The 24,485-nt window shown below is 45.4% G+C and carries 21 protein-coding genes, 4 tRNA genes and 1 riboswitch; of the genes, 3 read left to right on the plus strand and 22 right to left on the minus strand.

All coding sequences use genetic code 11. The features are described 5' to 3' along the window. Positions 1-4: 4 nt before the first annotated feature. The 4 genes from KQI39_RS04805 to KQI39_RS04820 form a co-directional block, all read right to left on the minus strand. A tRNA-His gene (locus KQI39_RS04805) sits at positions 5-78 on the minus strand. 5 nt (positions 79-83) lie between these two features. After that, a tRNA-Arg gene (locus KQI39_RS04810) sits at positions 84-157 on the minus strand. Between the two features lie 18 nt (positions 158-175). After that, positions 176-246: transfer RNA gene (locus tag KQI39_RS04815), tRNA-Gly, on the minus strand. Between the two features lie 27 nt (positions 247-273). Further along, a tRNA-Pro gene (locus KQI39_RS04820) sits at positions 274-348 on the minus strand. A 251-nt stretch (positions 349-599) separates the two neighbouring features. Between KQI39_RS04820 and KQI39_RS04825 the strand changes: the two genes are divergently transcribed. Continuing rightward, positions 600-1,373, plus strand: a complete 774-nt coding sequence (locus KQI39_RS04825) for a hypothetical protein (RefSeq protein ID WP_216416935.1) — start codon at positions 600-602, stop codon at positions 1,371-1,373. A gap of 111 nt (positions 1,374-1,484) precedes the next feature. Here KQI39_RS04825 and KQI39_RS04830 read toward each other — a convergent pair whose 3' ends face one another. The 10 genes from KQI39_RS04830 to KQI39_RS04875 form a co-directional block, all read right to left on the minus strand. Then, entirely contained in the window at positions 1,485-3,074 is a 1,590-nt protein-coding gene (locus KQI39_RS04830; protein WP_216416938.1) for an AAA family ATPase, read from the minus strand. A 439-nt stretch (positions 3,075-3,513) separates the two neighbouring features. Beyond that, positions 3,514-3,993, minus strand: a complete 480-nt coding sequence (locus KQI39_RS04835; protein WP_021976243.1) for a metallophosphoesterase family protein — start codon at positions 3,991-3,993, stop codon at positions 3,514-3,516. After that, positions 3,990-4,574 (minus strand): XTP/dITP diphosphatase, encoded by a 585-nt coding sequence (locus KQI39_RS04840; protein WP_216416940.1) that lies wholly within the window; start codon positions 4,572-4,574, stop codon positions 3,990-3,992. The genes KQI39_RS04835 and KQI39_RS04840 overlap by 4 nt, the downstream gene beginning before the upstream one ends. Next, positions 4,571-5,728, minus strand: coding sequence for a THUMP domain-containing class I SAM-dependent RNA methyltransferase (locus tag KQI39_RS04845; protein ID WP_021976241.1), 1,158 nt, complete (start codon positions 5,726-5,728; stop codon positions 4,571-4,573). The genes KQI39_RS04840 and KQI39_RS04845 overlap by 4 nt, the downstream gene beginning before the upstream one ends. Further along, positions 5,725-6,267, minus strand: a complete 543-nt coding sequence (yfcE, locus tag KQI39_RS04850) for a phosphodiesterase (RefSeq protein WP_021976240.1) — start codon at positions 6,265-6,267, stop codon at positions 5,725-5,727. The genes KQI39_RS04845 and yfcE overlap by 4 nt, the downstream gene beginning before the upstream one ends. A 194-nt stretch (positions 6,268-6,461) precedes the next feature. Continuing rightward, positions 6,462-6,794, minus strand: a complete 333-nt coding sequence (locus KQI39_RS04855; RefSeq protein ID WP_148448670.1) for a rhodanese-like domain-containing protein — start codon at positions 6,792-6,794, stop codon at positions 6,462-6,464. Positions 6,795-6,930: 136 nt separating this feature from the next. Beyond that, positions 6,931-7,146, minus strand: a complete 216-nt coding sequence (locus KQI39_RS04860) for a hypothetical protein (RefSeq protein ID WP_216416942.1) — start codon at positions 7,144-7,146, stop codon at positions 6,931-6,933. Between the two features lie 309 nt (positions 7,147-7,455). Continuing rightward, a complete protein-coding gene (locus KQI39_RS04865) occupies positions 7,456-8,385 on the minus strand; it encodes a cation diffusion facilitator family transporter (RefSeq protein WP_021976237.1) in 930 nt (309 codons plus the stop codon). Between the two features lie 204 nt (positions 8,386-8,589). After that, positions 8,590-8,714, minus strand: a riboswitch (NiCo riboswitch). Positions 8,715-8,902: 188 nt separating this feature from the next. Beyond that, positions 8,903-10,507: a phosphoenolpyruvate carboxykinase (ATP) gene (gene pckA / locus KQI39_RS04870; protein ID WP_216416944.1), complete on the minus strand. Its 1,605-nt coding sequence runs from the start codon at positions 10,505-10,507 to the stop codon at positions 8,903-8,905. A 211-nt stretch (positions 10,508-10,718) separates the two neighbouring features. Next, positions 10,719-11,363, minus strand: a complete 645-nt coding sequence (locus KQI39_RS04875; protein WP_216417035.1) for a YoaK family protein — start codon at positions 11,361-11,363, stop codon at positions 10,719-10,721. Between the two features lie 166 nt (positions 11,364-11,529). Between KQI39_RS04875 and KQI39_RS04880 the strand changes: the two genes are divergently transcribed. Further along, positions 11,530-12,408, plus strand: a complete 879-nt coding sequence (locus KQI39_RS04880; protein WP_216416946.1) for a LysR family transcriptional regulator — start codon at positions 11,530-11,532, stop codon at positions 12,406-12,408. A gap of 5 nt (positions 12,409-12,413) precedes the next feature. On the opposite strand, the gene KQI39_RS04885 is transcribed toward KQI39_RS04880, so the two are convergent. Together KQI39_RS04885 and KQI39_RS04890 are read right to left on the minus strand one after the other, a co-directional pair. After that, positions 12,414-13,241 carry a PRD domain-containing protein gene (locus KQI39_RS04885; protein WP_118070691.1) on the minus strand — a complete coding sequence of 276 codons (828 nt, stop codon included), beginning with the start codon at positions 13,239-13,241 and terminating at the stop codon, positions 12,414-12,416. 251 nt (positions 13,242-13,492) lie between these two features. Beyond that, on the minus strand, positions 13,493-15,718 hold the full coding sequence (locus KQI39_RS04890; protein WP_216416949.1) for a PTS transporter subunit IIABC: 2,226 nt from the start codon (positions 15,716-15,718) through the stop codon (positions 13,493-13,495). Positions 15,719-16,040: 322 nt separating this feature from the next. Between KQI39_RS04890 and KQI39_RS04895 the strand changes: the two genes are divergently transcribed. Further along, on the plus strand, positions 16,041-17,762 hold the full coding sequence (locus KQI39_RS04895) for an ABC transporter ATP-binding protein (RefSeq protein WP_216416951.1): 1,722 nt from the start codon (positions 16,041-16,043) through the stop codon (positions 17,760-17,762). A gap of 143 nt (positions 17,763-17,905) precedes the next feature. Here KQI39_RS04895 and KQI39_RS04900 read toward each other — a convergent pair whose 3' ends face one another. The 6 genes from KQI39_RS04900 to KQI39_RS04925 all read right to left on the minus strand — a co-directional run bounded on the left by KQI39_RS04900 (position 17,906) and on the right by KQI39_RS04925 (position 24,480). After that, on the minus strand, positions 17,906-18,313 hold the full coding sequence (locus tag KQI39_RS04900) for a hypothetical protein (RefSeq protein ID WP_216416953.1): 408 nt from the start codon (positions 18,311-18,313) through the stop codon (positions 17,906-17,908). After that, positions 18,300-19,091 carry a ParA family protein gene (locus tag KQI39_RS04905; protein WP_118169788.1) on the minus strand — a complete coding sequence of 264 codons (792 nt, stop codon included), beginning with the start codon at positions 19,089-19,091 and terminating at the stop codon, positions 18,300-18,302. Before KQI39_RS04905 ends, KQI39_RS04900 begins: the two co-directional genes overlap by 14 nt. Positions 19,092-19,318: 227 nt before the next feature. Then, on the minus strand, positions 19,319-20,494 hold the full coding sequence (gene mmsB / locus KQI39_RS04910; protein ID WP_216416955.1) for a multiple monosaccharide ABC transporter permease: 1,176 nt from the start codon (positions 20,492-20,494) through the stop codon (positions 19,319-19,321). Between the two features lie 4 nt (positions 20,495-20,498). After that, entirely contained in the window at positions 20,499-22,037 is a 1,539-nt protein-coding gene (gene mmsA / locus KQI39_RS04915; RefSeq protein ID WP_216416957.1) for a multiple monosaccharide ABC transporter ATP-binding protein, read from the minus strand. A gap of 85 nt (positions 22,038-22,122) precedes the next feature. Then, positions 22,123-23,151, minus strand: a complete 1,029-nt coding sequence (gene chvE / locus KQI39_RS04920; RefSeq protein ID WP_253293076.1) for a multiple monosaccharide ABC transporter substrate-binding protein — start codon at positions 23,149-23,151, stop codon at positions 22,123-22,125. Between the two features lie 249 nt (positions 23,152-23,400). Continuing rightward, positions 23,401-24,480, minus strand: a complete 1,080-nt coding sequence (locus KQI39_RS04925; RefSeq protein ID WP_216416961.1) for a sugar ABC transporter substrate-binding protein — start codon at positions 24,478-24,480, stop codon at positions 23,401-23,403. Positions 24,481-24,485 lie beyond the last annotated feature (5 nt).

Below are 24,485 nucleotides of genomic sequence, written 5' to 3' on the forward strand. Positions count from 1 at the left end.
GAAGGGTGGATACAGGGATTCGAACCCTGGGCCTCCAGAGCCACAATCTGGCGCGCTAACCAACTGCGCTATACCCACCACAACGTGCCTGAAGGGATTCGAACCCCCGACCCACGGCTTAGAAGGCCGTTGCTCTATCCAGCTGAGCTACAGACACATGCTCTCTTTTCAGAGAAGCGGGTGATGGGAATCGAACCCACGTATCCAGCTTGGAAGGCTGGTGTTCTACCATTGAACTACACCCGCATGCTTGCGGTAATAAGTTTACAGCAGTCGGGGTGACAGGATTCGAACCTGCGGCCTCCTGGTCCCAAACCAGGCGCTCTAGCCAAACTGAGCCACACCCCGATGTACCATTTACTTATGGTCTTTATTAAGTTTTTGTCGCTGTTGCTTTTCTCTCTTGCCTGACGACAAGTGATATTATATTATAGCTTTTTACAAATGTCAACACCTTTTTTGAATTTTTTTAAAAAAACTTTTTTTCACGTTTTTTCCGTCTATTCAAAGGTTTTCCTGTCATTTGCGACTTGCTTATGGTATCATAATCCTGATAATAAAGTCAAGAAGAAATTCTGGAAAATTAAGGAGATGTTTTTATGGATATAAAGTTATTTCAGCAGAAGCTCAATGAAATCTGCACCATCGCAGAGGAGAACGGCAAGCAGCTCTCCCAGCAGCAGATCCGTGAGCATTTCGATGAATCTGACCTGAACACTTCACAGCTTGTAAAGATCCTGCAGTATCTTAAATTAAAAGGAATCACTATCGAAGGTGCCGATGAAGCGGCCAGCGCTGCGGCGGCAGCAAATACCTCCTCTGAATCCGGAAGCGAAGAAGAACTTCCAGGTACCCGCGCTGCCCTTACCGCTGAGGAACAGGCTTACCTCAACGATTATATGGAAAGTTTTTCCCCGGAAGGGCTTGATTCCGACGATCTTGCTTCCCTCTTCCAGGCCTTTGCAAAGGGTGACACCGCTGCCGAAGGTGCTCTGACCCAGTTCTACATGGCCCAGGCAGCCCAGATGGCCGCTGAACTGAACTGTGAGGAGATTTACCTGGCTGACCTCATTCAGGAGGCGAATCTGGCCCTTCTGGCGGCTCTTAAGGAAACAGAACCCCAGCAGAAGAACGACACCTGGATGCGCGGCCGTATCCGCAGTGGAATCCTCCATGCCATCGAGGAACAGACCCAGCAGAAATTCCGTGATGACTATCTGGTATCCAAGGTAGAAAATCTTGAATCCGCGGTAAAAGAGCTCACAGACGATGACGACACCACCAAATTCACCATCGATGAACTCGCCGTAATCCTGGATATGAATGTGGACGAGATCCGGGATGTGCTTCGGCTTACCGGGGATGATAAATAAGATCTTATATTATAACGAAAAAGCCTCAGTACATGCATAGCACCAACAACTTACCTGCTGCCTGTGTTATACCTGTCCTGAGGCATTATCATTCTATAGCAATTCTGAAAATTATTTTTTCTCATACTGCTCGATCATACATTGATGTTCTTTTTTATCCTTATCATAATTAATCGCTACAAGTAAAATATCTCCTGTGTACTCCAAAACAGAATCTGGATACTTCCTGTCTTTAATCTGCTGCATTGCAGTCTGAGCGTTCTGATTCCACTTCAATTCAACTACAAGCGCCGGATAATCACTTTTATATTCCGGCTTCGGAATAAATACAAAATCTGCAAATCCACGTCCTGATGGCAGTTCCCGAACCGGCTTGAAATAATACTGCATAGCGCTTAAATATGCAATCGCCAGCACACTGCTTAATGAATTTTCGTTATGACACTGAATAACGGAAACATATTCATTATGGATTTTTTCTATCTGTGCAGCTACCACCGGACAATCCATTTCCAATGTTGCATCCAACAGCTTCTCCGATTCCTGCTGAAAAAGGATCATTTCATTCCAGGCTTTACTTTCTACCGCAGTTGTCAGCTCCTGCCTGATCTCTTCATTGGGCACAAATGCCGTTTTTCTGGTCTGGTCATAACCAAGATATCCCAAATGGATCATATAGGTCAGTACATCATCTCTGCTCTTTATATTCTCTGTATCATTTTTGAATGTCGCTGTATTGACTTTCACAGATGCACCGGACAACATTTCTATGATCGATGTTTTCAATCCATCATAATTCATATTAATAAGAGGCACGATCGCTTCATAGGACGCTGTTTCCGACCAGTAACTCTTAAATTCACCTTTAAGCATCACGCTGACTACTGTTCTCGGATTATAAACCTGACAGTCCTTCAAAAGATATCCATCATACCATCGCTTCACTTCATGAAAATCCTGTTGATATTCTTCCGAAAGATTCCGCACCTCATCTTCTGTAAATCCGATATACGGTGCAAGATTGCCCGCACTTAACATTGTAAATTCATCAAAATTATTAAGCGCTGACTGTGTTGTTTCTTTTTTTATCGGGAGAATACCTGTAAGATATGCAAGTTGGATATATCTGGTTGGTTCCGTTCCTTTGAACATTCCCCTGAGAAAATTAATATACTCTTTCTGCACTTTGAAATTCGCCGCTGCATCTCGGATCAGAACATCCCACTCATCAATGATCACAACGAATTTCTGCCCTGTTTTCTCCCGGATTCTTGAAAGCGCATCTGGCAAAGATATCTCTTCTGATGGTAACACACATGGATAAATCGTTCTCAGCTCATCCAGTATACTCTCTGTGATAAATGCAACAATGTCATCTGCCTTTGCACAATTTGCCAGAAACCATTGAACATCTATATGGATTAAATCATATTTATTAAGATGTTTTCGGAAATCTGCTGCCTTACTGATCTCCAATCCTGAAAACATTTTTTCGGAATCCGCTCCCTTGCTGTAATACGCAGTAAGCATATTCGCCGTATAGGATTTCCCGAATCTGCGCGGACGACTGTTACAGATATAGGCATCCATAGTATCCAGAACAGTATTTGTGTACTCCAACAATCCTGTTTTATCCACATATATCCTGGAATTCAGTGCTACCTGAAATGCGCTGTTATCCGGATTTACAAATCTTCCCATTTATGTCCGCCCCTTTCTGAAACTATATACTATATCCCCGTACTTCTTGCTTTACAGTATATCGTAATCTATTCTGCATCGTCAATGGCTGTTGTCACAGAGTGTGACATCCTCTCCTTCTGCCTTATAAAAAAGAGGCTTCGATCCAATGTAAACATTCAAAGTATACATTGAACCTGGCCTCTTTTGTATGATATAAATTATCTGATTGTACTTACTGGACAATGAAATAATACGGAACTTCCATAACTGTTCGCTGATCTTTTGTTACGGTGATAACAAGCCGGTAGCTGCCGGAGCCTGTAATTCCTCCGAGGGAAAATTTATTCCAATAATTTTAGTTCATATGACGCCTGTAAATATTGTACAGGCGTCTTTTTGTTTGTCGCAGAGTATACAACTCTGCGGCATTTCTTTTTTTCTATATAATACTTCTTATTTATAAGTACCGGATCTCCACATCCATCCCGCCGTTTCCGTCCGTTTCCAGAACTGCATAGCTGGGTCTTCTGCCCCGTTGCCTTGGGAAGGCCAGGCTTCCGGGGTTTACAAGAAGAATTCCGTCTTCTTTTTCCAGGACCGGCACGTGAATGTGTCCGAAAAATGCCGCATTGCAGCCACGCTGTTTTGCAGCATCTGCCAGCTGGTCAAAAGCCATGGACACACCATAATAGTGACCATGTGTCACCAGTACCTTATTTCCTTCAATGTCGATCACATCTTCTCTTGGAAGATCGGAGAAAAAATCATTATTTCCGGATACAATGCTGCAGGGACAGTCTGCGAGGGCTTCGATATAAAATTCTCTGCCTTCCACGTCTCCACAATGCACCAGCATGTCAAAAGGAGCTTCCCGGTTTACTGCGATCTCCAGGTTTTCATCTCTTCCGTGGGTATCGCTCACGATCAGCACCTTCATACAAGTTCTTCCTTTATAAGGCGAAGGGCTTTTCCGCGATGGCTGATCTTGTTTTTTTCTTCCATGGAAAGTTCTGCGGAAGTGCAGCCATATTCCGGAAGATAAAAGATCGGGTCATAGCCAAAACCGTTCTCGCCTTTTTCCTCGTATCCAATGCGGCCCTCCATGGTGGCACGGACCGTCTTTCTTCTGCCATCCGGGAAAGCCGCCGCAATGGCACAGACAAAACGTGCGGTGCGTTTCTCATCCGGTACACCTTCCAGACGTTCGATCAGGTTCGCGTTTTTGATATGATAGGAAGTGTCCTCTCCCATGTAACGTGCGGAATAGATTCCCGGCTCTTTATTCAGATAGTCGATCTCAAGGCCGGAATCATCTGCCAGAACGATCTCACCGGTCATTTTGCAGATGGCCTCAGCTTTGATCATGGCATTTTCTTCGAAGCTTTTTCCATTTTCGTCGATATCCGCATGGATTCCGGCATCTTTCAGGGAAAGGATCTCAAGCTGGGGATCCGCAAGTATCCTTCGGATCTCCTTCATTTTCCCCTCGTTTCCAGTGGCAAAAATGATCTTTTTCATTCTTTTATACTTCCTTTCTTCGGCGGACGTGGTCCAAGGAACTGGTAATAGTAGGTTTTCATCATTCCGTTATAGATCTTACGGTTCTTGTCTGCTTTTCGGCCGATATCATTCTCTGCCTTGTCATAGGCGGTGATAAGATACATGGACCAGCGATCCAGGCGCTTATAGCTCTCGCCGATCTCACGGTACAGTGCCGGAAGATTCTCTTTTTCCTCGATTCGCTCACCATAGGGCGGATTGGTCACAATAAAACCAAACGGTTTGGAGTGGCGGAGTTCGCTGACCGGTCTCTGCTGAAAATGGATCAGTTTGTCCACTCCTGCCATCTTTGCATTGGCCCGTGCTGCCTTGATAGCTGCCGCATCGATGTCAAAGCCCTGGATATCCGTCTCAATATCAAGATTTACCCGCTCTCTGGCTTCTTCTCTTGCATCTTCCCAGCATTCCTTCGGGATGAGATGTTCCCAGCTCTCAGCCAGGAAGTGGCGGTTCATTCCAGGTGCCATATCCGCTGCCATCATTGCCGCCTCAATGGGAAAGGTACCACTTCCGCAGAAAGGATCCACGAGAATACGGTCTTTTTTCCACGGGGTCAGCATCAGAAGTGCGCTGGCAAGTGTCTCTGTGATGGGTGCTTTCACGGTCATCTGGCGGTATCCTCTCTTATGAAGAGATACGCCGGAAGTATCGATCCCGATCAGGGCCACATCTTTCATAAATGCCACACGGATTGGGAATTCCGGACCGTCTTCCGGGAACCAGGAAATTCCGTAGATGCCTTTGAGACGTTCTACGATGGCTTTTTTCATGATGGACTGGATATCGGATGGGCTGAAAAGTTTACTCTTGATGGAGTTTGCCTTGGCTACCCAGAATTTACCGTTCTTCGGTATGTAATTCTCCCATGGGAGAGCCTTGGTCTTCTCAAAAAGTTCGTCGAATGTCTCGGCTTTTACTTCGCCTACTTTCAGAAGGACGCGTTCTGTGGTGCGGAGGAACAGATTGGCGTCTGCCACACCCTGGGCGTCTGCCTCAAAAGTTACTCTTCCGTCTTCCACTTTGGTCACTTCATAACCAAGGTCCAGTATTTCACGTTTCAATACCGCCTCTGTTCCGAAATGGCAGGGCGCTGTTAATTCCCACAGATTCATAAAGTGATCTCCCGTACTGTATTTCCTTCAAAGTCTTTGATTGTAAAAATTCCGTTCTCAAGGATTGCGTAGGTTGGCGGGTTGCCTTCCTTTGGAATGGATACGGAACCTGGGTTCAGAAGGATATAATTTCCCATGTTTTCTGCTTTCAGCACATGTGTATGGCCGTGGATCAGGATGTCGCCGTCCATCATTGGCGGAAGGTTATCTTTGTTGTAGATGTGACCGTGTGTGGCGTACAGAGTTTTTCCGTCGATGGCGAGAATGCAGTAGTCTGCCATCACCGGGAAGTCAAGGACCATCTGGTCTACCTCTGCCTCACAGTTTCCGCGTACTGCGTAGATCTGATTTTTTCTTTCATTTAAAAGGCGGATGACTTCCTTCGGTGCGTATTCCTTCGGAAGGTCATTTCTCGGACCGTGATAAAGCAGATCTCCCAGAAGTACCAGTCTCTCCGCCTTCTCTTCGTCATATGCTTCCAGCATTTTCCGGCAGTAGTATGCCGAACCATGTACATCGGACGCGAACATATATTTCATAATCTTTTCTCCTTGTGGTTTGTGTCATTTTTATTCCTGTTCTTTACATTATCATGATTTCCTTTAAAATACAAGCACAAGCCATTGCCAGTCATGCATTCGTAATCCCCTTCGATGCTGGTCACGGAACGAACAGTGATTCCGTTTCGATGCCGCCCTGCGATTTCCCGTTTCCTCTGATCTATTACTCTGTTTTATCCGCTTACAAGATTCCGGCCTCTGTAGGCTGCAAATCCGCCGATCACAGACCGGGTGCGGCAGCCCGCTCTTGCCAGGCTCCGGGCGGCCTGCATGCTGGCACCACCGCGGTCACAGTAAAGGATCAGGATCTTATCTCCTGGAAACTGGTACTTCTGCTCCTGTTTTTTCTCAAGATATTCTTCCAGCTCATGGTATGGAATGTTTACTGCGTTCCGGACATGTCCCTTTTTGTAGGAGACCGGGTCCCGGAGATCTATGATAACCGCGTCACTGCGCTCCACATAATAATCTAGCATTTTTGCAGAGATGGTTTCGATCTGAAACATGGAAAAAAATCTCCTCTTTTTGCTATATTATATGGAAGCTTCTGTGGGAATGTTCCCTTATATGTATGGAAGCGGGAGAAAGCCATCGCTGACTTTTTCCCGCTTTTTTCAGTCCTGCTTAAGACTTCCTGAATATTTAGTATCTGTCAGATTCTCTGTTCTTTTCAGAATCATATTCATCGGATGTTTTGTTTCCGTAACTGTTGCCGTAGCTGTTTTTGGAACTGTTTTTAGAAGAATTTCTGGAGCTGTTTCTGGAACTGTTTTTTCCGCAGTTTCTGGAATCACTTTCCCCGTAATTTTTTCCCGCATAATTGGACTCATTTCTGTCTGTTTCATAATTTTTCGCCATTTGAATTACCTCCTGATGAAGTTGATTTTTGCGGCTTTCTGAAGCTTTCTGCCGCTTTTTATTACAGGAAATAGTATCCCAAAAAGTTTGGAGATTATTCGCCAAAATGATATTGCTTTTTTTTCCAGTTTATATTATAATCATTCTTGTAAAAAGAATTTACCCTTCAAAAATTTTTTTTACATAACCCCTTATTTAATTATTTATACTCCCCTCGAAACACCCGGTAGCTCCCCTACCGGGTGTTTCTCTATGCAAAGAACAGGCCGCCGGAACGACCTTATCATTGTCGTTCCGGCGGCCTGTTTTTTATCCATTGATGGGGTTCACATGCACCATGCAGTGCTTTACGTCTTTGAATTTATCTTCGATGGTATGATGCACATTTTCCGCAATATCATGTGCATCGTTGAGGGATATTTCTCCTGCCGCCGCGATCTCGATATCCACGTACATTTTGGATCCGAAAAGGCGGGTTCGAAGAAGATCCACTCTTCTGACGCCCGGCACCTTGAGGATCTCACGGCGCATCGATTCTTCGGTTTTTGCATCACAGGAGTGATCTACCATCTTGTCAATAGCATCCCTGAAAATATCGATCGCAGCTTTGGCGATCATAAAGCAGATCACGATACTGGCAACAGGATCCAAGATGGGGTATCCCAGTCTTGCTCCGAAGATACCCACAAAGGCTCCGATAGAGGAAAGCGCATCAGAGCGGTGATGCCATGCATCTGCCATCAGTGCTCCGGAATTGATCTTCTTCGCAGCACCTCTTGTGTACCAGAACATCCACTCTTTTGTCACGATGGATACCACTGCCGCGATCAGCGCAAGGGTTCCAGGGATGGCGATCGTTCCTCCGGATGTACTTTTTACAATATCACGGACACCGGTAATGCCGATGCCAAGACCTGTTACAAGCAGCATCCCCGCAAGAACAATGGAAGAAACGCACTCCATTCTCTCATGTCCGTACTGATGCTCCTTGTCCGATTTTTTTGCAGAAAGACGGACACCGATGATAACAATAAAGGTACTTCCCACATCGGATGCAGAATGGATCGCATCGGAGATCATCGCTCCGGAATGTGCCGCAATACCGGCGATAAGTTTAAATATGGATAACAGCAGATTTACTAGGATACTGATCCCGGACACCTTCATCGCCGTCTGCTGTTCCCATGAGCTTTCTTTATCTGTGTCGTGTATAATCGTTTCGTTTTTTGTGTGTTCCATAAACAGGACCTCCTTTTGATTAGCATATGATTCTGGTCTTTCTTATGGCACAACATTTTCCGTGAAAAAACCGGCGGTTCTTTCACTACTCGCTGAAGTGCGATTTCCGCCGGTGTTCTTTCTTATCTACATAGGGATCTCCCAGTTTCTACCTTCTGTTCCATCCATATTTTTGCAGTAAAAAAGACATACCTGCGAAACATACACTGTCCCGCAGATATGTCTGAAATTCTTATCTCGTAAACATATCCGCTGCCGCTTCCTGCGGCCCGGCCCCACGCCCTCAGAATAAAAAACTCCAAAGGCATCGCCTGCTCAGTTTGTACTGTTGATCTCGCATCCTGTTCGAATGTAATGCAGTGCAAAGAGAATTTTTGCAGTCTTGCGGGTCTTCCGCTTGACTTCCAGCAAAGAATACACCATAAATCCCTTGTTAGTCAAGCCAAATATGAAAACCGGGAGCAGCTAAATCCGCTCCCGGTTAAGTTTACGATCTGTATTCAGTTGGAATGATCGATTATGCCTGCGGGCCAGCAGCAACGAGTGCTTTACCAGCAGCATTTCCTTCATATTTAACAAAGTTCTTAACAAATCTTGCAGCAAGATCTTTAGCCTTTGTCTCCCACTCTGCAGCGTCTGCATATGTGTCACGTGGGTCAAGGATTGCAGGATCTACGCCTGGAAGCTCTGTCGGAACCTCGAAGTTGAAGAATGGGATCTTCTTTGTCGGAGCTTTAAGAATAGATCCGTCAAGGATAGCATCGATGATACCACGAGTATCTTTGATGGAGATACGTTTTCCAGTTCCGTTCCATCCTGTGTTAACGAGGTATGCTTTCGCACCGCTCTTCTCCATTTTCTTAACGAGCTCCTTAGCATATTTTGTCGGGTGAAGCTCAAGAAATGCCTGTCCGAAGCAAGCGGAGAATGTAGGAGTAGGCTCTGTGATTCCACGCTCTGTACCAGCAAGTTTAGCTGTGAATCCGGAAAGGAAGTAGTACTGTGTCTGCTCCGGTGTCAGGATAGATACTGGAGGAAGTACGCCGAATGCATCTGCGGACAGGAAGATAACTTCTTTAGCTGCCGGTGCAGAAGATACCGGGCGAACGATGTTCTCGATGTGGTTGATCGGGTAGGAAACACGTGTGTTCTCTGTTACGCTCTTGTCAGCAAAGTCGATCTTTCCATCTTTATCAAGTGTTACGTTCTCAAGAAGAGCGTTTCTCTTGATCGCATTGTAGATGTCCGGCTCAGACTCTTTGTCAAGGTTGATAACCTTAGCGTAGCATCCACCCTCGAAGTTGAATACTCCGTTGTCATCCCAGCCGTGCTCGTCATCACCGATCAGGAGACGCTTAGGATCTGTGGAAAGTGTTGTTTTACCTGTTCCGGAAAGACCGAAGAAGATTGCTGTGTTCTCTCCGTTAAGGTCTGTATTTGCAGAGCAGTGCATGGAAGCGATGCCCTTAAGCGGCAGATAGTAGTTCATCATAGAGAACATACCTTTCTTCATCTCTCCGCCGTACCATGTATTTACGATAACCTGCTCACGGCTTGTAATGTTGAACATTACAGCTGTCTCAGAGTTAAGACCCAGCTCTTTGTAGTTCTCAACTTTAGCCTTGGATGCGTTGTAAACAACGAAATCTGGCTCAAAGTTCTCAAGCTCCTCAGCTGTTGGCTGAATGAACATGTTTGTTACGAAGTGTGCCTGCCAAGCAACCTCAACGATGAAACGGATAGCCATACGTGTATCTTTGTTAGCTCCGCAGAATGCATCTACTACGAAAAGTCTCTTGTTGGAAAGCTCTTTCTTAGCAAGATCTTTAACTGCAGCCCATGCTTCCTGAGTTGCCGGATGGTTATCGTTTTTGTACTCATCGGATGTCCACCAAACTGTGCCTTTGGAGTTCTCATCCATAACGATATATTTGTCTTTAGGGGAACGTCCTGTGTAGATACCTGTCATTACGTTGACAGCACCAAGCTCGCTGACCTGACCTTTCTCAAATCCCTCAAGCTCCGGTTTGGTCTCTTCCTCGAATAATGTCTCGTAAGAAGGATTGTACACGATCTCAGTTGTTCCGGTAATACCATACTTTGTTAAATCGATTTTTGCCATCTTAACATTTACCTCTCTTCTTTAATAGTAATTATGATAGCCACCTACTTTTGCAGGTTTTTGTCATCCTGCCATAGGAATTGGTCATTCCAACATCCCTATCCACAATTATACATAAATTGTACGTAAAAGCAACCAAAAAAATTCATTTTCCGCAAAAAAATGATAAATCTTTAACAGTATATGCCTCATATCCGACGTATCTTCTCTGTTATCCCTGTTTTTCAATAAACATCAGAACAAAACTGATCAGAAGAAGCACACTGGAGACCCAGATTGCCTGAAACCCCAGATGCAGGGAAAGATTTCCTCCACACCCTGCTCCAAGGGCAAAAAACAGAATGATCCCAAAGTAATAAAGAGCCTGTTTCAGCTGCTCCGGTTTCCGGTCGCGAAGATAAACAGACAATGCCGCCGTACCGCTTCGTAAATTTCCGATACACATGGTGCTTGCGTAGGAATAGCCTCCTACCTTCCGGAAGGTCTGTACCTGCATGGCGCAGGAAAAAGATACCAGTGCGGTTGCCAGCATATCCAGTTTTCCCGGCATAAATCCCACCCCAAAAAGGATCAGGATCTCGATCAGCAGGATCATCTGCCTCCAGTGAAGTTTTTTTGCATATTTAAAAGTACTCTGGATCCGCTCCGCAGCTACCACGCCGATGGCAAAAGCAAGGATCGGAAACAGATATCTTAATCCTTCTCCCCACTGTCCTGTCATAAAATTCTGGCTCATCAGCACCACGTTACCGGTCTGGGCGTTGGAAAACACCTCATCTCTTGTAAAATATGTGTAGGCATCCTGAAATCCGCCGGACATTGCCAGAAATACACTTGTAATGAAAGCTTCTGACATCTGTCGGTCTGCGTTCTGCAGCTTTCTGCCTCCTGAAACCACTCCAAATCACTCCCGTCATTGATTTTTTTCCTCGGGTGTATTATAGTTTGCTCAGAAGCAAATGTAAAAAGTATTATTAATATCGTAAACATATTAAAATCATATCACAGGATGGAGACTATACATGATCACTTACGACTACTACCGGATCTTTTATTATGTAGCCCAGTATAAGAGTTTTACCAAGGCAGCACGGGCTCTTCATAACAACCAGCCAAATATCACCCGCTGTATGAACAACCTGGAACAGGAGCTGAAATGCACTCTTTTTCTCCGCTCCAACAAGGGAATTGCCCTTACACCGGAAGGCCGCCAGCTCTACGAACACGTTGCCCTGGCTTTTGAACAGCTGAGTATTGGGGAAGAGGAGATACGACAGAACGGGGAGCTGGAGCATGGCCTGGTTTCCATCGGTGCCAGTGAAAATGCCCTGCGTCTGATCCTTCTGGAAAAACTGGAGCTGTTCCGCGAACAATATCCTCATGTGCGCCTGCGCCTTTTCAACCATTCTACTCCCCAGGCTGTACAGGCACTGAAAAATTATGCGGTGGATTTCGCCATTGTCACTACTCCGATCTCCATCCGCAAGCCTTTACAGAAAAAAAGCCTCCTGCGTTACCGGGAGATTCTTGTGTGCGGAAGCAAATATAAGGATCTGACCACTGCTCCTATCAGCATCCATGAACTTCAGGATCTGCCTTTTGTAGGTCTTGCGGAAGGGACCAGCACCAGAGAAATGTATATGAATTACTTTATGGAAAACCGTGTCTCTTTTCATCCGGATATTGAGGCTGCAACTACAGACCAGGTCCTTCCCATGATCGTCCACAATCTGGGAATCGGTTTTTATCCGGAACCTCTTGCCCAGGAAGTGATCGATGACGGGAAGGTTTTTGCCCTTCAGCTTAAGGAGCCCCTTCCACAAAGAGAAGTCTGCTTAGTCACAAACAGCAGTACTACCATGAGTACTGCTGTCAAAAAAGCTATTGAATTTATTGCGTAAATAGTTTACTGCTCCACGGTTCGCTCGATATGCATGGCAAGATATCCGATCTCGATGGGATCCAGCTTTTTGCCAAGACTTTTCCCCAAGCTCTCGCAGACATCTTCTGCGATCCTGTAGGATTCCGGATATTTTTCTTCTATATAATCATTCATATCCAGTTTCAGTGTCTCCCCTGTGGAGACACGGGCTACCATATATTTGATGTGATTCATCATACGGTTGTAGGACAGGGAGATGACGTCAATCTTTTTTCCTGTGGCCATCTCGATCATGGCGATACATTCCCGGACAGTTCTTGCTGTCTGCATGGCAACGGACACCTTCTCATCTCCAAGTGCGGAGTGAATGTGAAGGGCAACATATCCCACCTCGTGATCATCGATCTCAATATCCATCCGCTCTTTCAGGATTTTCTTCAGAACTTCCGCCACCTTGAATTCGCTGTAAAAAAGCACCTTGATGTCGTCCGTCAGGGGATTGCTGATCTGCTCATGGTTCCGGATACGCCCCACTGCAAAAGAAATATGGTCTGCAAGTGGAAACAGGATTCCCTTATCTATGGTGTCCCCGAAAGTTTTTTCCGCTTCTCTTAAGATCTCATCTGCGATCTCAAGGAACTCCGGCGCCACACTTTTTGCCAGCTCTTTTGCCGAACCGCGTTCTGTCTCCTGAGCCAGTCTGTAAAGGGTGCAGCCGGAAGGCATCTCAAAACGCTGGCTGACCTTTTTTCCGAATCCCACACCTTTTCCCAGAAGCACATATTCCTGGTTTTCTTCCATATTTATGGCAATGACGCCGTTATTGTTCAATACCTTGCTCACTCTGTACATCTTTTTTCCCCACCATCTTTATATATCCTGCTGCTTTTCCACATTCTACCTTATTTTTTTCACCATCTGCCCCGGATATTCTGTCAGCATTTCTGTCTGCAGCTGTCGATTTTCTTTATCGTAACAGAATCTGTCTTTCGTGTAAAGCTCTTCTGACGGACAGTTGTTTTCTTTGCCACAGAAAAAGCGCGCCCGGGCATTAGGCGCGCTTTTCACAAAACCAATCCTCTATATTATTGCTGAAAAATTTCCTATTCTTCCACAGTCTCCACTGCGAACAGCGGCTCTCCCGCCTTGATCTCTCCGTTTGCCAGAAGGCGTACTCTCTGGTTGTCTTCGATCTCTGTGCAGAGGATCGGGGAACATAAGGACGGAGCATTTTCTGTGAGATACGGGATATCGATCTTCATCAGTGGTTCGCCTTTTTTCACATGCTGTCCCTGCTCTACCAGGATCTCGAAACCTTTTCCTTCCAGTTTCACGGTGTCGATTCCGATATGGAGAAGCATCGGAAGATCTGTATCTGTCTGGAATCCGATAGCATGTTTTGTGTCAAAAATAAACTCTACCTCGCCGTCTTCCGGAGCACAGATCACCGGATCCTTCGGTGTGACTACGGCACCTTCTCCCATCATTCCTTCCGCAAAGCCTTCATCCGGCGCTGTGGAAAGATCTGCAGCGATACCGGTTACCGGGCTGTAGATGATGGCAGTTTTGAGGACTTTTTTCTCTGGCTGAGTGCTGGATGCGGATGGCTGAACATCTGCTGTAGACTCTGCATCAGACTGACTCTGGTTTCCCGCATTGTCTGTCTCTGCATTCTTAGCACCTTCAAAATACTCATTGGGCGCAGTCTCCAGATAATCCTCCAGTTTGGATTTGATCACAGTTACCTGCGGACCATAGATGATCTGGACACCCTGGCCTTTTTTCACGATTCCTCTGGAACCTGTTGTTTTCAGAATGTCGTCGTTGACTCTTGAAGAATCATGGACAGTGATACGAAGTCGTGTTGCACAGCAATCCACATCACTGATATTTTTCTTTCCGCCAAGACCATCTGTGATGGCTTCACTTACCAGATCTGCGGATGCGCTTCCTGCTGCTCCACTGTCTTTTCCAGCTTCTTTTCTTGCGTTTACATCTGCTTTTGTGTAGAGCTTTGTTTCCACATCGTCATCTTCACGTCCCGGAGTCTTGAAGTCGAACTTTTTGATCAGGAAAGTGAAGATCACATAGTAAAGAATGAAGTAAATAATACCAACCGGGATGATTCTCAGCCAGCTTGTCTTTGCATTTCCCTGAAGGATTCCGAACAGGAACAGATCCAGGAAACCGCCGGAGAAAGTAAGTCCTACTGCAATGTTCAGCATATGCGCGATCATATAAGCCGCGCCTGCAAGAACAACCTGTACTGCGAACAGTGCCGGGGCTACGAACAGGAAGGAGAACTCCAGCGGCTCTGTAATTCCTGTGAGCATACATGCCAGTGCTGCGGAAAGAAGAAGTCCACCTGCTGCTTTTTTCTTCTCAGGCTTCGCACAGCGGTACATGGCAAGGGCTGCTCCCGGAAGACCGAAGATCATGAAAATGAACTCTCCGGAAAAATATCTTGTTGCATCTGCGCTGAAATGCGCTACATTTGCAGAATCTGCAAGCTGGGCGAAGAAGATGTTCTGTCCGCCCTGTACCATCTGGCCTGCAACTTCCATAGTTCCGCCTACAGCTGTCTGCCAGAATGGCATATAAAATACGTGGTGAAGTCCGAATGGGATCAGCGCACGCTTGATAATACCAAAGATCAAAGTTCCGATATAACCGCTGCCTGTTACAAGGCCGCCCAGAGCATAAATACCATTCTGAACTACCGGCCATACAAAATACATCAGGATTCCCACAAACATATATACAATGGTGGAAATGATCGGCACGAATCTGGAACCGCCGAAGAAAGAAAGTGCGTTTGGAAGCACGATCTTATGAAAACGGTTGTGCAGTGCCGCGACACCAAGACCAACGATAATACCGCCGAACACACCCATCTGTAAGGACTGGATGCCGCAGACAGAAGTTACGGTACCTTCCAGAACGCTTTTTGCGATCTGTCCGTCTGCTGTGATCTTGTCATTTACTACCAGCATACCATTGATGGCTACGTTCATAACGAAGTAAGCGATCAGTGCGGAAAGAGCTGCTACCTCTTTCTCTTTTTTTGCCATACCGATGGCAACTCCTACTGCAAAGATCAGGGGCAGGTTATCAAATACCGCACTTCCGACTTTGTTCATGATGATCAGGAGTGCATTTAAGATGGTTCCGTCTCCCAGGATCTTCTGAAGTCCATAGGTTGCAATGGTCGTCTCATTTGTGAAGGAACTGCCGAATCCAAGAAGCAGGCCTGCCACAGGAAGGATTGCGATGGGGAGCATAAAGGAACGTCCCACACGCTGCAAAACTCCGAAAATCTTGTCTTTCATGTTTTCTCTCTCCTTTTCTTTCGACGTTCTGGAGAGGAATCTTTTAAGTGGGCAACAAAAAAAGACACCAACCCCCATAAACGTCAAATAAAAAATAATAACATTTATGACTGGTTAATGCCTGCTTATCAGTTACACACCAAATCTGAAATACACTATACGGGTTTTACTCTTCTGTGTCAAGGAGTAAATTGCATTTTCCTGAAATTTCCTTATCTTGACTTTATTCTTTCTTATGTTAAGATAAACATAGACTGTCTGACAGCAATGTTTTCGACGCAGTCAGACCACACATTTCATAAAAAACGGAGGTACTTTTTCGATGAATACCATCAAGAAATTCATCCACTACTATGGCCCGTACAAAGCGGTCTTTTTTATTGACCTGATCTGTGCGGCCGTTATCAGTCTGGTGGATCTTGCCTATCCCCAGATCCTTCGTACGATGACAAAAACACTCTTTACACAGGATAAGGTTATGATTCTTCATGCCCTCCCTGTGATCGCAGTTTCTCTTTTTGTTATGTACATTGTGCAGAGTCTCTGCAAATATTATGTCACCTATCAGGGACATATGATGGGCGCAAACATGGAGCGTGATATGCGCCGGGAGCTTTTTGACCATTATCAGGAGCTTTCTTTTTCCTATTACAGCCGGAATAATTCCGGCCAGATGATGAGCAAGCTGGTCAGTGACCTTTTTGATATTTCCGAGTTTGCACATCACGGACCTGAGAATCTTTTTATCTCTCTGGTAAAAATTGTCGGTGCTTTTATCTTCCTGTTCTTTATCAACAAGAAGCTGGCACTGCCGCTGATCATCCTGGTGATCGTGATGTTTGTTTTTTCTTTCCGCCAGAATGCAAAAATGCAGGAAACCTTCATGGAAAACCGCCGTAAGATCGGTGATGTGAACGCAAGTCTTCAGGATACACTTTCCGGTATCCGTGTGGTGCAGTCTTTTGCAAATGAGGACATTGAGCGGGAGAAATTTAAAAAAAGCAATGAAGCGTTCCTTGTTTCCAAAAGGGATAATTACCACTGCATGGGCGGTTTCATGAGTTCCAACCTGTTTTTCCAGGGGATGATGTATCTTGTGACTCTGGTTTACGGCGGTTATCTGATCGCCCAGGGCGAGATGCAGGCTGCGGATCTTGCCATGTATGCCCTGTATATCGGAATCTTTATCAGTCCGATCCAGATCCTGGTGGAACTTGTGGAAATGATGCAGAAAGGTCTTTCCGGTTTCCGTCGTTTCCTGGATGTGATGGAAACGGAATCGGAGATCAAAGATGCCGATGATGCTGTGGAACTTAAGGATGTGAAGGGTCATGTATGTTACGATCATGTTTCTTTCCATTACAGCGATGATGAGACTCCTGTACTTTCCGATATTTCTATCGATATCCCGGCTGGAAGATCCATTGCCCTGGTGGGACCTTCCGGAAGCGGAAAAACCACGATCTGCTCTCTTCTGCCAAGATTTTATGATGTGACCGGCGGTTCCATTACTGTAGATGGAAAGGATATCCGTGGGCTGACTCTGAAAAGCCTTCGAAGCCAGATCGGTATGGTGCAGCAGGATGTTTATCTTTTTGATGGAACCATTAAAGATAATATTGCCTATGGAAAACCAGGTGCTACTGACGGTGAGATCATCAAAGCCGCCAAATGTGCAAGCATCCATGATTTTATCATGGAACTGCCGGATGGATATGACACTTATGTAGGCGAACGAGGCACCAGACTTTCCGGCGGACAGAAGCAGAGGATTTCTATTGCAAGGGTATTCCTTAAAAATCCTCCGATCCTGATCCTGGATGAAGCTACCAGCGCACTGGATAACGAAAGTGAACGCTGGATCCAGAAGAGCCTGGAGGCGCTTTCGAAAAACCGCACCACGATTACGATTGCTCACAGACTCTCTACTATTCGCGATGCGGATGAGATCATTGTGATCACGGAGGATGGTATCGCTGAAAGAGGCACTCATGCTGAGCTGCTTGCTCAGAATGGGGTGTATGCTGCATATTACAATATGTAAAAAGATACGAGGGAGGCGCTTCGCTGTCCCACTGAGATTATTATGGAATAAAAATAAAAACTGCTGTATATCTTATCAATAATGATGTAGATATATAGCAGTTTTTTATTTGTCACTTATTTTTTCAAAAATCCGATCCGCTATTACAGCAGATAAACCGGAAGTTCATCCTTGATTCCTACCGGCTGGTTGTTATCCGGCTCGTCTTTTTTGGGGGTGAGGAATTTGGCCTGGAGTTCGTCGGCGTTTTCTCCGGCGATGACATTCTGGGCTACGGTTCCTGTTGTGGATTCTGCGGCGGCTGTTTTCTTTGTGGCTGTTTTACGTGTTGTTGTTTTTCTTGTGGTGGTTTTCTTCGCTGTTGTTTTTGTTGTGGCAGTTTTTTTCGCCGGGGACTTGGCTGCTGTTTTCTTTGCAGTTGTTTTTTCTGCTGCTTTTTCGGTTGCTTCTGCCTTAACCTCAGCCTCTTTTACCTCTGTAACTTTCTCTTCTGTCTTTGCTGTTTTCTCTGCATTTACTGCTCTTGCGATGCTTGCTTTACCTACTGACACGATTCATTACCTCCTCTGCCAATGCTATGTATTCTTTTGCGCTGCGGCTGCTTTTTTTGAATTCCACAACCGGTTCACTGCTGTCCTGAGACCATTCGATGGAGCTGTCCACACGGATAAAAGATTCGAAAAGGTAGATCCCTTCCATCTCTTTCAGAGTCTCCATGGTCTGCTTGAAATAATTCTTTCTGGCATCCGCCTTGGTCACCACAATCCCCAGAACCTGAAGCGCCGGAGCGATCTCTCGGACTTCGTTGAGGAAATCAAACATATTTGCAAGACCAAACATGCCCCACGGACTTGCCTCCACCGGAACCAGAACGTAATCCGATGCACATAAGATGTTCATCACCCAGCCACCAAGAGTCGGCGGCGCATCGATGAGAATATAATCATAAACACCGGAATCCTTCACCTTCTGCAGACACTTCCGAAGGATAAACTCCCTCTGCCACTTTGTAAAAAGCTCATACTCCACAGAACTCATCAAAGTGGAAGACGGCACCAGATCCAGATTCTCATACTTCGTATGCACGATAAAATCACTGAGATCCGACTGATGCCCGATGGCATAGTAGAGATTCTTTTCCCCAGCTGCCATCTTCAGAACTTCCTCTTCATCAAAAAAAGAAAGGGAAAGATTCAGCTGCATATCGCCATCCACAAGAAGAACCTTCTTCCCCATACCGGCCAGTGCCGCACCTACATTGGAACAGCTGGTAGACTTCCCGCTGCCGCCCTTATTATTCGCAAAACAAATCGTCACTGTATTTCCCATCACAGCCTCCCGACAACACAAAATCGTAAATCACTAACTTTCCCTTATTATAATATAACGCTCCCCCAAAAACAAGCATATCCCCCATAAAACCACAAAATCTGGCAAAAAACTCTCACATAAAACAACAGCAAAAAAAGAATCTTGTTGCAGAATAATTTCCTACACAAAAAGCAGCAGGCTTCAAATCTTTCCGAAAGCCTGCTGCTAAACTTCATTCATTTTTATTATTTTACGATAAAGGATTTTCTCTTACTTACAACATCAAAGATAACGGCTGCAAGAAGAACCATACCTTTGACAACCTTCTGGATATTCTGGTCAATACCCATGATACTCATACCAAGGTTCAGAACACCCATAAGGAGGGCACCGATGATAACACCGGGAACTGTACCGGTGCCACCATAAGCAGAAGCACCACCGATGAAGCATGCACCGATCGCATCCATCTCGAAGTTTGTACCTGCCTGTGGGTTGGATGAGTTCAGTCTGGCCATTGTTACCATACCTGCAATACCTGCCAGAAGGCCCATGTTCAGGTAAGCAAGGAAATAAACCTTGTTTGTATCAATACCGGAAAGCTTTGTTGCCTTCTCATTGCCGCCAACTGCGTAAAAATAACGACCTGTTGTAGTCTTGGAAGCAATGTATGTATAGATTGCGATGATCACTGCAACCCAGAGAAGGGAATTCGGGATACCTTTGTACTGAGCAAGTCTGAACATAAATGCAAGAACAACTGCACAGATCAGAACCATCTTCACTGCAACACCACCGAAAGCCTCAACACTGTAGCCTTTCTTTGCACGGTCTGCACGGTTTTTCATAACAAGTGCAACATAGACGATGCAGACAATAATGCCAACTACGAAACATGTTCTGTTAAATCCTTCACCTCCACCAAGGAAGTCCGGAATATAGTTATTGAACAGAGCCAGATAAGCATTCGGCATCGGAGCCAGGGTCTGTCCTTCCAGAACTACGTTGGAAAGGCCACGAAAAGCAAGCATACCTGCCAGAGTAACAATAAATGGAGGAATTCGTACATAAGCGATCCAGAATCCCTGCCATGCACCGATGGCAATACCTACAAGAAGCATCACGATCATAGTGAGATACGGATTCATACTGTTGAGAACCATCATCTTACCACCGACAGCAGCAACAAAGCATACAACAGAACCAACTGACAGATCGATGTTACCACCTGTTAAAATACAGAACAGCATACCGGTTGCAAGAATAAATACATATGCATTCTGGGCTACCAGGTTATTTACATTCTGCGGAAGAAGCATAACGCCCTTTGTGTTCACAGAAAACATGATCACAACAAATACCAGAACAATGATCATGGTATATTTTTTTAATATTTCTGAAAAACTAATCTTTTTCTCCATCTTCTTACTCTCCTTTACCTGACTTCACGATCCTGGACATGATCAGCTCAGATGTAGCTTCCTCACCGCTTACCTCGCCTACGAATCTGCCCTCGTTCATGATATAGATTCTGTCTGACATTCCAAGCACTTCCGGAAGCTCAGAAGAGATCATGATCACAGATTTTCCTGCTGCGACCAGGTCATTGATGATACAGTAGATCTCATATTTGGCACCTACGTCGATACCTCTTGTAGGTTCATCCAGGATCAGAATATCCGGCTCTGCAAACATCCATTTTGCAAGAAGGACCTTCTGCTGATTGCCACCGCTCAGGTTTCCGACATTCTGCTCAACTGTCGGACATTTGGTTTTCAGTTTCTTCCTGTATTCCTCAGCAACTGCATATTCTTTGTCCGTATCGATCACTTTTCTGTTACTGATGCCCGACATGTTTGCAAGTGTAGTGTTCATCTTTATGGACTTGGAAAGGATCAGTCCGTTTCCTTTTCGATCCTCTGTAACATAGGCGAGCTTGTTGTCAATAGCCTCCTGAACTGTATTCAGCTTCACTTCTTTTCCATTCATGAACACCTGTCCGGAAATCTTAGTTCCATAGCTCTTGCCAAAAATACTCATGGCCAGTTCTGTACGTCCTGCTCCCATCAGTCCTGAAATACCGACAACCTCGCCTTTATGTACTTTAAAGGATACGTTATTTACCACCTTACGTTCTGTATACAGCGGATGATAAACATTCCAGTTTTTAACCTCCATGGAAACATCGCCGATCTTTACATTTGGACGTTTCGGGAAACGGTCTGTCATCTCACGCCCAACCATTCCCTGAATGATCCTCTGCTCAGAAAAATCGTCTTTCTTTTTATCCAGTGTTTCAATGGTAGATCCATCTCGGATAACTGTGATCTTATCTGCCACATAGGAGATCTCATTTAATTTATGGGAAATGATGATAGACGTCATTCCCTGCTTCTTGAATTTCAGAAGAAGATCCAGAAGAGCTTTGGAGTCATCTTCATTCAGTGATGCGGTAGGCTCATCCAGAATGAGCAGCTTTGCATTCTTTGCAAGTGCCTTTGCGATCTCAACCAGCTGCTGTTTACCTACGCCAATATCCTTGATCAAAGTTCTGGAGGATTCCTCCAGTCCCACAATTTTCAAATATTTGTCTGCTTCTCCATAAGTTTCGTTCCAGTTAATGGAAAAGCTTTTGCCTTTTTCATTACCCAGGTACATATTCTCACCGATGGTCATATACGGGATCAGAGCAAGTTCCTGGTGGATAATTACAATTCCTTTATGTTCACTGTCCTTGATGGTATTGAACTTACAGATCTCACCATCGTAAATAATATTTCCTTCATACGAGCCGTACGGATATATACCACTTAATACATTCATTAATGTAGATTTACCGGCACCGTTCTCACCTACCAGTGCGTGGATCTCGCCTTCCTCAACCTGGAGATTAACATTGTCCAGTGCCTTTACACCTGGGAAAGTTTTGGTGATATTTTTCATTTCCAGAAGTATCTTAGCCAACTTAATTTCCCTCCCTTTCCACTGTTCATGCAGGCGGTTATGATCCCCGCCTGCATATGATAAAGTTCTGTTCTTAAAAATCCACTTATTTGATCTGATCCTCTGTGTAGTATCCGGAATCGATCAGGACCTCTTTGTAGTTATCTGTTGTAACAACAACCGGGTCGCAAAGGTATGTCGGGATGACACCTGTTCCGTTGTCATAGGATTTTGTATCGTTTACTTCCGGCTCCTCACCTTTCATGATGGAGTCAACCATTTTTACTACTGCAGATGCAAGAGCTCTTGTATCTTTGAATACGGACATTGCCTGTTTTCCTGCTACAAGGTTCTTAACGTTTGGTGTGTCACAGTCCTGACCGGTGATGATCGGATATTCTCCTGTGTAGGAAGCTGCCAGTGCATTCTCAACACCAAGTGCCGTGGAATCATTGGAGCAGAGAACTGCGTCAAGATTTGTTCCGTCAGAGTAGTTACCAGCGATGATGGTATCCATTCTGTCCTGTGCTTTTGCACTGTCCCAGTTAGCTGTGGCAACCTGCTCGAACTCTGTCTGACCGGATTTTACTACCAGCTTTCCGTCATCAATGTATTTCTTGAGAACATCCATTGCACCACCGAAGAAGAAGTTACAGTTGTTATCACCAGGATCTCCTGTGAACAGCTCGATGTTGAATGGTCCGTCCTGATTGTCAAGATCCAGTGCATCTACCAGGTACTCGCCCTGTTTCTGACCTACTTTGTAGTTATCAAATGTTGCATAATAGGTTACTGCGTCGGAATTCATAAGAAGACGGTCATAGGAGATAACCGGAATTCCTTTTTCTTTGGCCTGTTTCAGTGGCTCGCCAAGGCTGCTTCCATCGATGGATGCCACAACCAGAAGGTCGCATCCGTTTGCTACCTGGTTCTCAAGCTGGGAAACCTGTGTGCTTACGTCGTTGGATGCGTACTGAAGGTCTACTTCATATCCTGCTGCCTCCAGCTCTTTCTTCATGTTCTCGCCATCCTGGTTCCATCTCTGGAGATCCTTAGTCGGCATGGTAACACCGATCAGTTTCTTGTCTGCTGCCTGTGTTGTTGCTGCCGGAACTACTACCATACCAGCTACCATTGTTGCGCAAAGAAGTGCAGATACCATTTTCCTTTTCATTGTAAAATCCTCCGTTTCATTATTTGTTTTTGGAATCACGTTTCCTTTGATGATGTTACTATAGCACAGGACAATCTGGACATAGTTGGCAATGACAGAGACATTTTTTTGCAAAAGAAAAATGCCTTGCACGAAGCAAGACATTTTTGCGCCAAAAATCTGCTATTGATTTTTGTCATAATTGTATGTTATTGCACATATGGATTCCTGTTATTCTGTATCATAATCCGTATTGAGATACACCTCATCTCTTCTGTGGAACCCTCCGTCTATGATCACCTCATCAATATTATCCCTGGTAACTGCTACCGGCTCCAGCACCTTCGCCGGGACATCATAGCTTCCATCATTTACCGTATCTGTCACATCAGAAGAAACTTTTCCCTCTTCTGCCATCTTCACTGCATACCTCGCTGCCTGGCGGGCCAGATCCTCAATGGACTTAAATGCGGTCATATACTGGGTCCCCTCCACAATACGCTGACAGGCTGCCAGATCTCCGTCCTGTCCTACCACGATCACCTGCCCCGCAAGCTGGTTCTCCGCAAGAACCTGGATCACCTGGCTGGCAATATCATCATTTCCGCACATGATCCCTTTTACATCCGGATACTCCTCCAGCGCCTCTTCCACATAATCCACGGCCAGTTCCGCTGTCCATCCTTCACAGTTGGCTTCATATACTACCTGAAGATTGCTGCCTTGTAGTGTATCCTCAAACCCTTCTTTTACCATTGCGACATTGTTATCTGTGGCGGATCCCTGGATCATAAAGATCTTTCCGCCGTCCGGAATGGCTTCCTCCATAGACTGTGCCATGATCTCTCCCACCATACGGTTGTCAAAGGAGATGTACATATCCGTATTGGCGTCATTCACCATACGGTCATAGGAGATCACCCGGATCCCCGCGCTGTGTGCACGTTCCACAGCCTCCGAAAGCGCACCGCAGTCCCTTGCGATGATCACAATCACATCCATATGTTTCTTGATAAAGTAATCGATCTGACTGATCTGCTCCTGGGCGTCGGCTCCTGCATCCTGTACATTTACCTCTGCCCCAAGATCCCTTGCTGTTGCCACAAATACATCTCTGTCGCGGATCCACCGTTCAATAACAAAAGAATCCACGGTAAGCCCGATCTGGATCTTCTTTTCTCCGTTTTCTTCCTTTCCGTCTGTCTCCTGCTGTGCCGCTTCCTCCGTTTTTGCAGAAGTGCAGCCAGTCAGCATCAATGCTGCCAGACATAGAAAAATCAAAAATTTCCTGTATATTTTTCCCCCGCTCATGATGT

This window comes from Blautia sp. MSJ-36 (assembly GCF_018917985.1).
Classification (GTDB): domain Bacteria; phylum Bacillota; class Clostridia; order Lachnospirales; family Lachnospiraceae; genus Blautia_A.

Bases quoted from the DNA above. Each gene is read 5' to 3' on its own strand.
- KQI39_RS04825 (WP_216416935.1), top strand. From the start codon at position 600: ATGGATATAAAGTTATTTCAGCAGAAGCTCAATGAAATCTGCACCATC.
- KQI39_RS04830 (WP_216416938.1), bottom strand. From the start codon at position 3,074: ATGGGAAGATTTGTAAATCCGGATAACAGCGCATTTCAGGTAGCACTG.
- KQI39_RS04835 (WP_021976243.1), bottom strand. From the start codon at position 3,993: ATGAAGGTGCTGATCGTGAGCGATACCCACGGAAGAGATGAAAACCTG.
- KQI39_RS04840 (WP_216416940.1), bottom strand. From the start codon at position 4,574: ATGAAAAAGATCATTTTTGCCACTGGAAACGAGGGGAAAATGAAGGAG.
- KQI39_RS04845 (WP_021976241.1), bottom strand. From the start codon at position 5,728: ATGAATCTGTGGGAATTAACAGCGCCCTGCCATTTCGGAACAGAGGCG.
- yfcE (WP_021976240.1), bottom strand. From the start codon at position 6,267: ATGAAATATATGTTCGCGTCCGATGTACATGGTTCGGCATACTACTGC.
- KQI39_RS04855 (WP_148448670.1), bottom strand. From the start codon at position 6,794: ATGTTTCAGATCGAAACCATCTCTGCAAAAATGCTAGATTATTATGTG.
- KQI39_RS04860 (WP_216416942.1), bottom strand. From the start codon at position 7,146: ATGGCGAAAAATTATGAAACAGACAGAAATGAGTCCAATTATGCGGGA.
- KQI39_RS04865 (WP_021976237.1), bottom strand. From the start codon at position 8,385: ATGGAACACACAAAAAACGAAACGATTATACACGACACAGATAAAGAA.
- pckA (WP_216416944.1), bottom strand. From the start codon at position 10,507: ATGGCAAAAATCGATTTAACAAAGTATGGTATTACCGGAACAACTGAG.
- KQI39_RS04875 (WP_216417035.1), bottom strand. From the start codon at position 11,363: ATGTCAGAAGCTTTCATTACAAGTGTATTTCTGGCAATGTCCGGCGGA.
- KQI39_RS04880 (WP_216416946.1), top strand. From the start codon at position 11,530: ATGATCACTTACGACTACTACCGGATCTTTTATTATGTAGCCCAGTAT.
- KQI39_RS04885 (WP_118070691.1), bottom strand. From the start codon at position 13,241: ATGTACAGAGTGAGCAAGGTATTGAACAATAACGGCGTCATTGCCATA.
- KQI39_RS04890 (WP_216416949.1), bottom strand. From the start codon at position 15,718: ATGAAAGACAAGATTTTCGGAGTTTTGCAGCGTGTGGGACGTTCCTTT.
- KQI39_RS04895 (WP_216416951.1), top strand. From the start codon at position 16,041: ATGAATACCATCAAGAAATTCATCCACTACTATGGCCCGTACAAAGCG.
- KQI39_RS04905 (WP_118169788.1), bottom strand. From the start codon at position 19,091: ATGGGAAATACAGTGACGATTTGTTTTGCGAATAATAAGGGCGGCAGC.
- mmsB (WP_216416955.1), bottom strand. From the start codon at position 20,494: ATGGAGAAAAAGATTAGTTTTTCAGAAATATTAAAAAAATATACCATG.
- chvE (WP_253293076.1), bottom strand. From the start codon at position 23,151: ATGGTAGCTGGTATGGTAGTAGTTCCGGCAGCAACAACACAGGCAGCA.
- KQI39_RS04925 (WP_216416961.1), bottom strand. From the start codon at position 24,480: ATGAGCGGGGGAAAAATATACAGGAAATTTTTGATTTTTCTATGTCTG.